Origin of the sequence: Aporhodopirellula rubra (assembly GCF_014192335.1) — a bacterium.
GTDB classification, from domain to species: domain Bacteria; phylum Planctomycetota; class Planctomycetia; order Pirellulales; family Pirellulaceae; genus Rhodopirellula; species Rhodopirellula rubra.
In genome coordinates this window covers 335,381-348,690 of the sequence record NZ_JACHXU010000001.1, presented here as the reverse complement: position 1 = coordinate 348,690, position 13,310 = coordinate 335,381, and the positions used below count along the sequence as shown (strand labels likewise).

The 13,310-nt window shown below is 55.2% G+C and carries 11 protein-coding genes; 6 read left to right on the top strand and 5 right to left on the bottom strand.

The genetic code is table 11. The annotated features are described in order from the left end of the window. Nucleotides 1–47 precede the first annotated feature (47 nt). Complete coding sequence (locus FHS27_RS01140) at nucleotides 48–860, top strand: PP2C family protein-serine/threonine phosphatase (RefSeq protein WP_246418972.1); 813 nt, start codon at nucleotides 48–50, stop codon at nucleotides 858–860. A gap of 39 nt (nucleotides 861–899) precedes the next feature. Here FHS27_RS01140 and hemQ read toward each other — a convergent pair whose 3' ends face one another. The 3 genes from hemQ to FHS27_RS01125 form a co-directional block, all read right to left on the bottom strand. Continuing rightward, entirely contained in the window at nucleotides 900–1,709 is an 810-nt protein-coding gene (gene hemQ, locus FHS27_RS01135) for a hydrogen peroxide-dependent heme synthase (protein ID WP_184301173.1), read from the bottom strand. A 206-nt stretch (nucleotides 1,710–1,915) separates the two neighbouring features. Next, on the bottom strand, nucleotides 1,916–2,806 hold the full coding sequence (locus FHS27_RS01130; RefSeq protein WP_184300574.1) for a hypothetical protein: 891 nt from the start codon (nucleotides 2,804–2,806) through the stop codon (nucleotides 1,916–1,918). A 249-nt stretch (nucleotides 2,807–3,055) separates the two neighbouring features. Continuing rightward, complete coding sequence (locus tag FHS27_RS01125) at nucleotides 3,056–4,015, bottom strand: DMT family transporter (RefSeq protein WP_184300571.1); 960 nt, start codon at nucleotides 4,013–4,015, stop codon at nucleotides 3,056–3,058. A 439-nt stretch (nucleotides 4,016–4,454) separates the two neighbouring features. Between FHS27_RS01125 and FHS27_RS01120 the strand changes: the two genes are divergently transcribed. Then, nucleotides 4,455–5,321 carry a metallophosphoesterase family protein gene (locus FHS27_RS01120; RefSeq protein ID WP_184300568.1) on the top strand — a complete coding sequence of 289 codons (867 nt, stop codon included), beginning with the start codon at nucleotides 4,455–4,457 and terminating at the stop codon, nucleotides 5,319–5,321. A 255-nt stretch (nucleotides 5,322–5,576) separates the two neighbouring features. Here the strand turns inward: FHS27_RS01120 and FHS27_RS31340 are convergent, their stop codons facing one another. After that, the gene (locus tag FHS27_RS31340; RefSeq protein WP_261363902.1) at nucleotides 5,577–5,711 is read right to left on the bottom strand and encodes a hypothetical protein; all 135 of its coding nucleotides are present in this window, start codon (nucleotides 5,709–5,711) and stop codon (nucleotides 5,577–5,579) included. Between the two features lie 384 nt (nucleotides 5,712–6,095). Then, on the bottom strand, nucleotides 6,096–7,319 hold the full coding sequence (locus tag FHS27_RS01115; protein WP_009101360.1) for a DUF1559 domain-containing protein: 1,224 nt from the start codon (nucleotides 7,317–7,319) through the stop codon (nucleotides 6,096–6,098). On the opposite strand from FHS27_RS01115, the gene FHS27_RS31335 reads away from it, so the two are divergent. The 4 genes from FHS27_RS31335 to FHS27_RS01100 all read left to right on the top strand — a co-directional run bounded on the left by FHS27_RS31335 (nucleotide 7,318) and on the right by FHS27_RS01100 (nucleotide 13,058). Beyond that, nucleotides 7,318–7,449, top strand: a complete 132-nt coding sequence (locus tag FHS27_RS31335; protein ID WP_261363901.1) for a hypothetical protein — start codon at nucleotides 7,318–7,320, stop codon at nucleotides 7,447–7,449. The two genes, FHS27_RS01115 and FHS27_RS31335, sit on opposite strands and share 2 nt — an antisense overlap. 307 nt (nucleotides 7,450–7,756) lie before the next feature. After that, a complete protein-coding gene (locus tag FHS27_RS01110; RefSeq protein ID WP_184300565.1) occupies nucleotides 7,757–8,308 on the top strand; it encodes a sigma-70 family RNA polymerase sigma factor in 552 nt (183 codons plus the stop codon). Between the two features lie 82 nt (nucleotides 8,309–8,390). Beyond that, nucleotides 8,391–10,952: a LamG-like jellyroll fold domain-containing protein gene (locus tag FHS27_RS01105; RefSeq protein WP_184300562.1), complete on the top strand. Its 2,562-nt coding sequence runs from the start codon at nucleotides 8,391–8,393 to the stop codon at nucleotides 10,950–10,952. 177 nt (nucleotides 10,953–11,129) lie between these two features. Next, nucleotides 11,130–13,058, top strand: coding sequence for a glycoside hydrolase family 97 protein (locus tag FHS27_RS01100; protein ID WP_184300557.1), 1,929 nt, complete (start codon nucleotides 11,130–11,132; stop codon nucleotides 13,056–13,058). The last annotated feature ends 252 nt before the right edge of the window (nucleotides 13,059–13,310 follow it).

Below are 13,310 nucleotides of genomic sequence, written 5' to 3'. Positions count from 1 at the left end.
CGTACCAATCCGCTTCCATTATGGTCGACCTCCGGGTTCCCGATTCCATGACCACCATCCTCGACGCATCAACGACTTTCTACCTCGAGAGCGAGATGGAAACGCCCGTGCTGCATCGTGGTGAACAGGGAAGCGTGGTCGCGTTCTCGCGAACCTGTCCCGGAAAAGAAGAACCTAACGACGACAGTGCCGTGGTCGTGCAAACGCCCGGCGGCGGACTCGTTTTGGCGGTTGCCGACGGCGTCGGCGGAGCCCCTGTCGGATACAAGGCGTCCGCAATCGCGGTTCAGTGCCTAGCCGAAAGCCTCGCAACCCACGGTTCATCCGACGACCTGCGTCCCGCAATCCTCGACGGTATCGAGAAAGCCAACGAGGAAATCCTCGACATGGGAACCGGCGCCGCGACCACGATCTGCGTCGTCGAGATTCAAAACCGCATCGCACGTGGTTACCAAGTCGGTGACTCGATGGCGATCTTTGTCGGCGGACGTGGCACGGTCAAATGGAAATCGACATCGCACTCACCGGTCGGTTACGCGATCGAGTCAGGCATGCTCGCCGAAGAAGACGCGATGCATCATGACGAGCGACACATTGTCTCGAACCTGGTCGGCTCGCGATTCATGCACATCGAAATCGGCCCCGCGATCACGCTCACGCCGCGTGACACGGTGCTCGTTGCCAGCGACGGGTTGTTTGATAACTTGCACCTGAGCGAGATCTCGCAACTCGCCCGAGTCGGCCAACCTTTGCAGCGGATGAACGCGTTGATCCGCTTAGCGAGCGACCGGATGAATCTCACGACTCCGGATTCGCCCGGCAAGCCGGACGATCTCGCGGTGTTGTTACTGGCACCTTAATTCTGGCCTTGCGTGGCGGCGTTCAACACGCCATCGTGACTAGCCCTTCATCCGGCAGTGCTTCAGGATTTCGTCGCCATTGGCCCGGTATCCGACGTAAAACGGACCGAATTCTCCGTACTTCGCGCTCGCTTCGTCGAAACGCATCTTGTACACGATGTCCTTGAGGTACTGAGGGTTGCGTCCCCAAAGGGTGACCATCCACTCCCAATCGTCCAAACCGACGCCGACAGAGATCAACTGGCTCACTTTGCCCGCGAACGCCATCCCGCTCTGCGCGTGTTCGGCCATCATTTGGTTGCGATGGCTGAACGGTTCGGTGAACCAGTTCGCACCCGGCACCCGACTCTTATTCATCGGATAGAAACACGCCGACGGCCATTCGGGAAACTCTGGTTCCAACCGGTTACGGTTCATCATCGGCAACCGGCGTTCATAGGCGGTAACCTTTGCGTCGAGTTCGGGAGTGTCTGGCGTGGCTCCCTCGCGGATCAATCGAGCACGATACGCCTCCACCGTGGGAACGTATTCGCTGACTTCGCTCACCGAGATGAACGACCACGCCGGTTCGATCCAGCGGCCAATTCCGGGTGCCAACAAAGCTTGATGAACGCCTTCCACTTTCGCCGGATCGGGATCCATCACAACAAACCCGAAGTCAGCGTCATGCCCACTGATCCAATACGACGCCAATCGCTTTGGCATGTCCTCATCGCCCGGAGCCAACGCCGCACAAAACTGCTCACACAACTCAGCACTTAACGGAGCATCGAGGCAATCGCGACGGAAGCGATAGAAGTAGTGACCAACGTGCCAACCGTGCTCCGGAATCACCGACGGTTCGGGCAACGATGCTTGCGGGCGCACACCGGGTGGTGGACCACCAGGACGTCCACCGGAAGCGGGCGGACCGCCTGCCGGAGGACCAGAAGGGCGTGATTCAGAAGGTGAGGGAGCAGAGGGTCGATCGGACAACGGACTGGCTTCGCGTGAATGGGGAGATCGGACGTCAACGGTATTTCATTCAGACCGTCTAGTTTCTCCCCGCGAACCGTTTAACGCAACGTCCATTGCAGATAGCGGTCACGATATCCGTGTTGTCGCGTCCAGTGGCGTTTGCCTTCGGAGCCGAAATAGCCATACGAATACGGCGTTTTCCAACTCGGAGCGACCGTCGCGCCGGGGATCGTCTGCCGCGGTTGCGGACGCGTTTTTAACCAATGGGTGCCCATCCCGAGATGCCCGGGTCCGACGCTGTGCGGATCGTTCTCCACACCTGGCATGTCTGGCAAATGATGATGCAGACCCGGCACCGCACCGGACGCTGACCCACTCACACCGGTAGGAGAATGGTTCTGGTAGCCGACGCTTGTTTGCCCCGGCGTTTCTTGATAACCCAGCCAAGTCTGGCCTTGGGCGTGATGCGTGCTCGGGACGACCGCTGTCGTGTGCCCGGGCGTTGGCTGCGGTGCTGGACGCGGCGACTGAATCACTCGATGCGGCGGAGCGGGCACGTAGGGCGTCGTCACGGCATTCCCAGGAACGGCCGTCCATCTCGCATCCGGCTCCCAATCCGATTGCGGCATTTCTACCCATCGCCCGTCTTGATCGATCGACTGGAGCACGGACGAGGCAGGCTCGACGTGCGAAGCCCGATCGATTGAACCATCCATCGGTCTCGCTAGTGTCGGTGAGTTTCGCTGTGCCGCGTTGCGGCGAGAAGATGTTTTTGAGGAGATTGCATCCTCCTTCGCACGATCATCCGTTCGCTCCTCGCTCCCCAATTCGCTCAACCCGCCAACATGCGCCACATGCACCGGTTGAGGAAAATAAGCGTCCCATTTCTGTTGCGCTGACGCCGTATTCGCCATCACCCACGTCGAACCGATCAGGATCCCACCGATCAAGAGACCGGGGTACGTAATGTTCGCGCGGCAGAGAATCATGACTTTCAATCCAGAGAGGAATTCACTCGACGGTGACTGATGGCAGAACCATCGATCCTCCCTGGCGTAGCAAACCAAGCCCGCCCAAGACAAGCTCCATTCCGGCCTTGATTCTGGCAGTTTCACGTTGCCGTGATTCATCCGGCCGGCGAATGCTGCGATCTCCCGTCCTCAGATGGCAAACAAACGCGATCGAAAGCAGCGTCCCCCGCGATTGCATTTCCCCAAACCACGGTGCGGCTCACCGAATCACTTCTTCGCGACCAAACTCACCCCGATGATGGCGATTGCCATGCCGACGATGTGCTGCCAAGACGAAGGCTCGCCGAGGATCACCACCGCGAGCAACATGGTCAGCACGGGGCCGACGGAACCGATCACGGTCGTTCGAGTGGCGCCGATCTTCAGGATCGCTTCGTTGATCATGAAGCTCGGGATCACGGTGCAAACGAACGCCAACACCAGCCCATAGACGTAAACGACCGGCGCAGCCTCAAAAAAGTCTCGGACCGAGTGTGTGCAGAGAAAATGAACGGCCACAAAGAACGTGGATCCGATCATCGCCAAACTGGTGAATTCACGACTGCCGATTTTTTGCATTACCGGCTTGGCGAACAACACATACAGCGAATAGCTGAGCGCCGCCAGGAATACCAAGAACACACCTTTGCCCGTATTCGCATCAGGCATGAACGTTCGCTCTTGCCCGTACATCAACCAAACACCCGCGTACGACAAACCGATCGCGATCAAAATTCTCGCGTTGACTTGTTCGCCCAGAAACATCCATGCCAACGCGGCAACCATCGCCGGATACGTGAACAAGGTCAACCGTTCGAGTTGGGCAGAGATAAACTCCAAGCCCGACAAATCCAGGTACGACGCGAGATAATACCCCAAGAACCCCAACAACAAAGACCGAACCACGATCGGCATCGGGAAGGCGGGCGAGGCAGAATTCGCGCCCCCCGTTCGCTTCCGCCACAAGAGCGTTGCGAACACAACAACATAAAACGGAAGAGCCAACACCATCCGTATGGCCAACAACAACGTGGCGTCCGCCCCCGCGGCAAAAGCCAGCTTGATAAAGATCGACTTCAACGCAAACAGAAACGTGCCCACAATCGCCAACGTCACTCCCCATGAAAACTGCACGGGGACCGAGTCAGGCGTGGACGCGAAATCAGTAGCGGTGGAATCCGTGTTCACGAAAGGACTCAGGTGGACAAAAAATCGGGCGGAGTGGCGTCAGAGTCGCAAGGCAACGAAGTTGCCGCAACCCGTCCTCATCTCTCCACCCCGACACCCAACAGACCTTGTCGGTTCATCGAGCGTTTACGATTCACGTCGCAGCGAATCAGGCATCCCCCGACACCAGCCCATTGGTCCACGACAGGGAAGAGTCAATTGCGGCCGGTCCAGCATGCCCGGCGGCGAGTGACTTCTGAATGATTTGACCACCTGTTCTTCATCCAATCTTCGACATCCAAGACGATTTCAGATTTGATCCGTTTGAGAGGACTGACTTCCCTTTCCCGCAGAGCCCGAATCGGTAGATTGAAAACAAAGAATCATAAAAGACCATCACATCAGCCCCATTTCGTATGGAACCGACACTGTGGATTCCCATAACACTGGACGAAGAGCCTTGCTCCGTGACGGCTCCTTGGTGCTGGCAGCGACTGCGATGACACCATCACTGTTGATGTCACAGAAAGCGTTCGCAGACGATTCGGCCAGAGCGGTGCGCGTCGGGTTGGTCACTGACCTGCACTACGCGGACAAGTCTCCCGCGGGGACACGCCACTACCGTGAGTCGATCGACAAATTGGAAACCGCCCGCCAGCAATTCACCAACGACGAACCGGACTTCCTTGTCGAACTCGGCGATCTGATTGACGCCGCTGACTCCGTTGAGGTTGAGCAGCAATACCTCAAAACCATCAATACAAAATTCGCGGCGATCTGCGACGAGCGACACTATGTCCTTGGCAATCACTGCGTCGACACTCTAACAAAGCAAGAGTTTCTCGCGGGCGTTGAAAAGGAACACTCGTACTATTCTTTCGATCGCGAGGGCATCCACTTCATCGCCTTGGACTCGTGTTTCCGCAGCGATGGAGAACCGTACGGCCGGCGGAACTTTCACTGGACCGATGCGAACGTTTCCGCGGAGGAACTGGAATGGTTACGGGGCGATTTGCAGTCCAACAGCAAACCAACGGTCGTGTTCGCCCATCAACGTCTCGATGTTAGCAACCACCATGGCGTCAAGAACAATGCCGAGGTGCGAAAGGCCTTCGAAGAGTCAGGAGATGTCCTGGCTGTCTTCCAAGGGCACAGCCACCAAAATGACCTCAAAGAGATTGGCGGAATTCACTACTGCACTTTGGCCGCCATGGTCGAAGGCTCTGGACCAGAAAGCAACGGCTACTCTGTCTTGGACATTCAGCCGGATGGCACGATCAAAATCAAAGGCTTCGTGCGTCAAGCCAGCTACCAATGGAACACTTAGCCGAGTCGCGATTGCCCGGCGAAGAATTGTACCAGCCGCCCGTCCTGAAGCCCCCGAGACGGCACGACCCCGCAATTACCGGTCGCCCCACGGGGCGCGTCTCGGTGGTTCAATCCCAACGAGAATGAACGACCTGCGAGACGCGTTTTCATTTGATGTCACAAACAGGCTGAACTGGCCAAGCGACTTTCAAATGTGTCTCGTTTCTTGCTACTAGCCACGAACAAGTCTGCAAAAACGCAAACCCAGATGGCATCAATAGTCCCGATTTTCAGACGCTTCGATGAGCTCTGGATGATCGGCGAGGTAGTCATTGACTTCGTCGCCCTTGATGGTTTGCGGCTTCTTTTCGCAACCGGCAAACGCGGCAACGCAAAGAAGGGTAAGCAAAAGAGGAAGGGAGCAACAACGACTTAACATGATATGAGTGTTCCTATTAGCAAAAGAAGCGAGCCGTTTGCCCTACAGGCAATCGGCTCAGAGTAAATAAGAGTAAAAACGTGCGAACCTCGTCCGAAAGGCATTCACGCTATCGCCTTGCTAGCCCGCCGCGTCAGCAACGGATTTCGCGATCCGCTCACTTGCGAGTCGGGCTTTTCATAACGCGATGGAAACGAGAGTTATGACAAGACCAATAGGCCGCTTTCGCACGCTTCGCCTTACGGCGAAGCGAGACTGCGCCATCCGCCTAGTCACATGCGAAACTAAAACGTTGACAAACCACCAACCGAAACCGCTCAGGCGAAATGCCCGAGCGAGCGGTCGGGAGGGGAACTAGAATTCGGAGTCGATGACTTCTTTCGAAGCCCGAGTTCCGAGACTTCCCCAGAGCCCAAAGGGGCTTTGCGATCCGGGAGGCAGTCCGTCACCACGATTGGTTACCAACTTGCTACCGGAATTCCCCGCTTCGATGGAATCGGTGACAAACCGAATCGCTCCATCTCCCATCAAGACATGGCATCCGCCCTGGTGACGGCTACCGGGAGGGCAAACCCCCGAACCAAAGTTGTCACTCGCCATGCACTGCCCGCGGTTGGGAGGCAGGATCGTGTTCATGCCGCTGTAGGCAATGCATCCCACTGCCCAACGATAGCCACGTTTTCGTTCGGCATTGGTATCGAACGTTCCGGTTTGCCAAAACTGCGGACGCTCCGCGTCGACGTACAACCTTTCACACTGATTTGCCCGGTCGGCAGGCGAGAAATACCTTCCGTCGCGATTGTTTCCGATACTAGTGTTGAAAGAGGTGCGTTTATCACCATCGCCTAGATCAGTAACAATCTCACCGGCCGCGATCGTGTTGGACAGCCCATCAAGCACATCGCGGAACCGAGTTTGTTGACGCGGAATGAACATGCCACGCTGCGACGCACGTGCGTTTTGCCGCTCACCGGTGCTAACATCATCCCCGTAATCAGTGATGGCACCGAGATCGCCGTGGTGAACACTGTCGCCACCACACCATCCGTAGTTCGTGCGGCCTTGCGAAGGGAGTCCAACACCTGGATCACTCGGGCAACGGAGTGACGGGATGTCAGTCAACCACGGTGGATACTCGTCGCTGGCATGAGCGGCGAGATCCATAATGGGCGAGGGGCCCATGCTCGGAACGATCCCGTTGGGTGTCTGATAAGGATTCGACACTTGTTCCCAAATGGCCTGTTGTTCGAAAAAAGGCGTCAGCGGAACGAGCCAGTTCAGCAATAGTCGGTTGTTGGCCGTCACTCCGCGATAGTACTCAGGACTGTTCCGAGTGTTCACTGGCACAGTGACGCTCTGGCTACCACCGTTAACCACCGGAAGGCGATCGTACGCGGAATGATAGTTATGCATCGCCAAGCCAATTTGCTTGAAATTGTTACTGCAACTCATCCGTCGTGCTGCCTCGCGAGCGGCCTGAACGGCGGGTAGCAGCAGCCCAACCAACACCCCAATGATTGCGATCACAACAAGTAACTCGACCAGGGTGAAACCCCGATTCCTCTGATTTTGATTCATGGTGATTTTTCCAAAAAACGGTGGATTAAAAGAGCGTTTGATGTTGCTGTATCAACATCCCAATTCACGCCAGGACGCTCGTCTCACCGGTGATCAGCCGGTCAGTTATTTCCAATGCTTCCTCGAATGATTGCGGGGCAATGACGAAGAAAATCCTGAGCAAAACAACTGGCGTATAGAGAAATGCGGTGCGTGATCGCGTTCTTAGCAGAAATTAGCGATGAATTTTCCCCCATTCCTCAAACTCGTCCTCGGCAACAGTGACACTCCATCAATACGCCACATCGCTTTTCAAAACGACCGACAAACGCGCCGTCGCCGATCGCAAACAGGACGCCCGAAAAACAGGGGGCAACCTGCTAAGGTTTCATTATCTACCCGCATAACACTACGGATGTGTTTGTCCAATTCCTCAGCGCATTTCACCTGGCGCCTTCATGACGGACCCAACAATCAGCCGAACGCGAACCCACGAAGCGGAAGTCGCTGCGTTATTTTTGAAGCACTCTTCGCGTATTCGAGGGATCATCCTCAGCATGCAACCGGACTTCGCGCGGGCCGATGACATATTGCAGGAAACGTTCCTGACCGTTTCCGTGAAATCCGACCAATTTGAATTTGGGACCGACTTCATGTCTTGGGTGTACCAGATCGCTCGGTACAAGGTGCTCGAGGATCGTAGGCGTTCCGGAAAAACCACTGAACAGCTCTCCATCGCCTCAATCGAATCCCTCCTCGCCGCAGATCCAAATCTATTGGACGACCAGCAAGAAGAACGCATGGAAGCGTTGCAAGACTGTTTAACAAGATTGTCGCCGAAGTCGCGGCAAGCAATCGAATTGCGTTACGCCCGCGAGCATCCTGCAGCCGAAATCGCAACGGTCATGGGATGGACGGTCGACTCGGTGTACGTCGCTCTCTCGCGAGCACGTTCACTGTTGGCGAAGTGCATTGACGAAGGTCTCCGCTCGAAAGGGGTGACAACCTGATGGACCTCAAACGTCTCAAAAATTACTTGATCTTTATTTCGATCAAGGACTCACTGAATCCACCAATCTCGAACTCGACCAGATGATCCAGACGTCTGAAGAGGCGAGAGCTGAGTTCTGGAAACGAGCGAGGCTGCATGGATTGCTGCGTCAACATAAACAAGAGCGATTGGGAAGCGAGCCCGTTCCAAACCGCAGTGATGACGACCAAATGGCCGAACCTGCGGTGGACGCATCTCGGAATCGTGGTCGTCGGTGGCTGTTCACGGTTGCTGCGATCGCCGCGTGTCTGTTGCTGTCCGTGGGCATTCATTGGGCGATCACTCTTAACCAGTCGCAGATGGGAACGACACGAAAAACCGCGTCCAGCGACTCTGGCAAGGCAATCAATCCGAACATCACCTCCGAAAATTCAGATAACTCACGCGAGGACGATCCAAACCTCAGCCCCCGAAAACCGTGGGTTGCCTTTTTACGCAATTCCATCGATGCCCAATGGGGAGATCGCGGAACGGCCCGTCGAGTCGGCGACTCACTCGGGGCAGGACGCCTGACTCTTAAAAGTGGTTTGATTGAATTTCAGACCAACCGCGGCGCGGTCGTTGTTGTCGAAGGGCCAGCCGATTTGGACCTTGTAGACGACATGGAAATCCGCTGTCGAGAAGGCCAACTCACGGTGAATGTTCCCCCACCTGCACAAGGTTTCCTCGTTCGAACAGAGTCCGTCGATGTGGTCGATTTGGGAACCGCCTTTTCGATGCAGGTCGATGTCAATGACGACGCTCGAATCCACGTTATTGAAGGAGAGGTGGACTTAGTTTCGCCGTCGGACGCCGGCGCGAGTGGTTTGGTCAGCGCCACCACGAGACGACTCAGCAAAGGCGAGTCAGTCGAGGTGGAGAGCCCAGGCAACTATCGAGACATTGAAGTATCCGATCGCCTTACGAATTCTAAGTCACGAACCCAATCAATCGCGAATAGCTTCGATGAGGTCTATCGCCGATTGTGGCACCATCGTCGATCGGAAATCATGCAAGACCCAAGCTGCCTGGTCTACTACGATTTCGTTCGCGAGCCAGCAACGCAAGCTAACGAACTGATTCTTCCCAACCGAGCTAAAGCCGCTACCGAAAACTCGCACGGAACGATCATCGGTTGTGATTGGACGGACGGGCGATGGAAAGGCAAGCATGCATTGGATTTCAAGAGCGTGTTCGATCGGATTCTATTGTCCGTCGAAGGACAGCACGAGAAAGTGACCTGCATGGTCAAAATCCGAGTGGATGCACTCAAAGGAGGCACGACGCCGATTCTGACGTCACGCAGTTTGCTGCCTCGTGGATTGCATTGGTCTATCGAAACTGACCTCGAAAATTCAAGCTTAGCCCGGCTCGTGTGGCGTCGAAATGGCGATTCAAACACATCTTTACCACTCGAATTTTCCACGCCACCAATCCTGCGTGGCGAGCAAATGGGCACATGGATCCAACTCGCCTTTATCTGGAATTCCAGTAAGGGGCAATTGCAACAGTTCGTTGACGGAAAGAGCGTCGACACCCAGTGGGACAGGACTAGTATCGATTCATCAACAGGCGAGTTGGATCTGAGCGACTTGCAAATCGGCAACGGCAGCCCAACCGTCATGGAAGCCGACACGCGGGCAAGTAATCTGTGCGGTCGAATCGACGAATTCATGCTCTTTGACCGCGAGTTAGCCCCACATGAAGTCCAAGCGTTTCACAACCTCGGGCGCTCCTATTGGACCAACAATGGACGTGACGGTGACTGGGAAGATGCAAACAATTGGTCGGGCGGAATCTCACCCAACCCGGGCGATGACCTATACATCAATCGCCCAGGAGATGAGCGAGCAAGATATAGGGCTTACGCGAAAGCAAATTACGGTGCCATTCACGTAGGCAACTTCTCCGGCCAAGTTGGTGACTTGATCGTCGAAGGAGGCGTTCTGAACGTCGATCGCAACCCCACTTTCATGTCACGAGTCGGGGCATCAGGCGGCGAAGGCAAACTAATCCACCGTGATGGTGACGTTCGAATCAACACATTGCAGATTGGTCTGGACGACGGGTCCGAAGGTCACTACTTGCTGCAAGGCGGACGACTTTTGCTTTCACGAGCGCCACTGGAAAAGCGATACAGCCTGAGCGTTGGTGAAAACGATGGTGAAGGTGTCTTCTCCATATCCAATGGAACATTAACGACTCGCCAGGGAGTGATCCTCGGACGAAGCGAAGGACAAGGAGTGTTTCAAGTGATTGGCTCCCAGGCGGACGCGATTGCGATCGGATCGTTTGGAAGCAAAGACGGTGAGTGGTACCAAAGTTCTGGTTCTATGCTGGACGTGAGAATCGACGACGGGGGAATCACTCCTATCCGAATCAATGAAGCTGATGGCGATGGCAGCGACGGCGCGAATGTCACGTTCTGCGCTGGCTCGCTATTGAACGTTGAATTCCTTGGTGAGTCACAGCCCGGATCTTGGGATGTGATGACCTGGAAAGGAGACCTCAACGATGAGGGTCTTCAGTTCGCACCAACCGTCGACTCGGACGTTTGGTCATTCGAATTTGTAGATACGAACGAGTCCGGCACCATGGATACACTTCGCGTGACCGCGAAGTGACCCCGTAGGCAACGATGTTTCTGCCAACTCCGACGCAGTGCTTATTTCGGTTCGCAGCGATGCACTCGCTGATTCAACCAGATACCGATGCAAGAATCGGCATCGCAAACACCAACCTCTTATGCGGTGTCGTTAGACAACGCGGCTAATTTCATTTTATTCGAAACAACTATTTCCATGTTACGACAGCAAAGACAAATCGGGCTTTCTCTTCTTTCCTTAGCGTGTGGGCTACTGATTCAGCACGGTTTGGCAAACGCGTCCGACGCGAGTGCGCCGCCACTGACCGCAGTTTCGCCCGGCGGTGTGGCAAGCGTGGAATTTTCAATCACCGAACAAGGTGAACCGCAGTATTCCGTTTTTTACCGAGGCAAACGGGTCACCGCCCCGTCCGCTTTGGGACTGACGTTCCAAGACGGCGTTCAGCTTGACCAAGGACTTCAACTTTCAGGCTCATCGAGCGACTCGCGACGAAGTAGCTGGAAACCTCTGGTAGGCGAACGCAGCACGATCAAGGACGAATACAATTCCTTGACCGTTCACTTGAAGAGGTCTTCGTCGACATCAAAGCAAGATAACTCATCGCCACGTCAACTTGACATTGAGTTTCGTGCCTATGATTCAGGGATTGCGTTTTGCTACATCATTCCCGAACAAGAGGGCGTGGATTCGTTCGAAATCGCCGACGAGAGCACGCGGTTTCGCTTCACCGCTGACCACATGTGCTGGAGCTCGCAAAAGGTGGAAGGCGAGTACGATCACATTCATCTTTCCGAGCTTGAAGGGACTCGCGGACGGCCGATGGTGGTGGAAGTCGAAGACGGACCACAACTGGCGATCGGCGAAGCTCGACTGGTCGACTTTTCTCGAATGGAGCTTGCTCGAGATTCAGAACATGAGCTCACGATTCGTCCGGTCTTAGGGAGCTCGGTCGTTGCGAATGCACCATACAAGACACCGTGGCGTTACCTGATAATGGCGGATTCTGCGAGTTCGCTGATCGAGAAAAATGATCTCGTGCTGAACTTAAACGACCCTTGCGAGATTGAAGATCCTTCCTGGATCCGCCCAGGAAAAGTCTTTCGTTCGACACTTTCAACACGCGGTTCCAAAGCCGCGATCGATGTCGCTGTCAAACTGAACATGCAACACATTTTGCTGGATGCGGGTTGGTATGGCTCCGAATTCTCAGAAGAGTCAGACGCAACGACCGTGACAGTTGACCCGAAGCGATACGACGGTCCCTTGGACTTGAAGGAGGTCGTTGCCTACGGTCGCGAGCGAAACGTGGGAGTGATTCTGTACGTCAACCGTCGCCATCTCGAAACACAACTCGATACGCTGCTGCCCTTGTTCAAGGAATGGGGAATTGCCGGTATCAAGTTTGGGTTTGTACGAGTTGGCGATCAAAAATGGACCCAATGGGTTCATGAATCCGTGAAGAAGTGTGCGGACCACGAAATCATGGTCAACATCCATGACCACTATCTGCCGACCGGATGGAGCCGCACGTACCCCAACTTGTTGACGCAAGAAGGAATTGGCGGCAATGAACAGATGCCGACCGCGAAGCACAACGTAACGCTTCCCTTCATCCGTTTTCTCTGCGGCCCTGGTGACTACACGGTTTGCTACTACAACGGTCGAATTCAAACGACGCGTGCTCATCAATTGGCCGCTTCGATCGTTTACTTCAGCCCGCTGCAGCATCTGTTTTGGTACGACAGGCCCGAAATGTATCGAAGCGAACCCGAACTCGAGGTCTTCAAAGAATTGTCGACGACGTGGGATGACACCAAAGTCATCAACGGCGAAATGGGCAGCTACATTACCATCGCTCGCCGAGCCGACGCTGGAACACCGAATGATCGATGGTTAGTCGGCAGCATGAATGCGGGAGAACGTCGGCAATTGGAAATCCCACTCGACTTTCTCGATCCAAGACTCACCTACGAAGCGTTAATCTGTTCGGACAAAGCCCCCGATGGCACCGCTGAAACGAAAGTGGACGTCATGCGGAAAGAGGTGACCTCGAAGTCCATCTTGACGGCCGACATGGCATCCAACGGAGGCCAAGCCATCGTGCTGACTCCACGAGATCTGTGAGCCGGATACATCTGTCGGCTTGGCCTCGGATCGAAAAAGAGGCAGGCTCGAATGGCACAGACGTCAATCCAACGACTTGCTTTCGGAACGTCAGCCTTGCTCGTCAGACCGGTTGCATCCTCAGCCTCGCCTCGTTCAAACCCACGGTTAACTCCAGTAGCCCGAACGAATGTGGCCGAATGCTCCGCGGCCGGAGGCCTAGTCCGCAGATCCCGAAGCGTTCGGCCACATTTTGATCTCACCGACAACGAG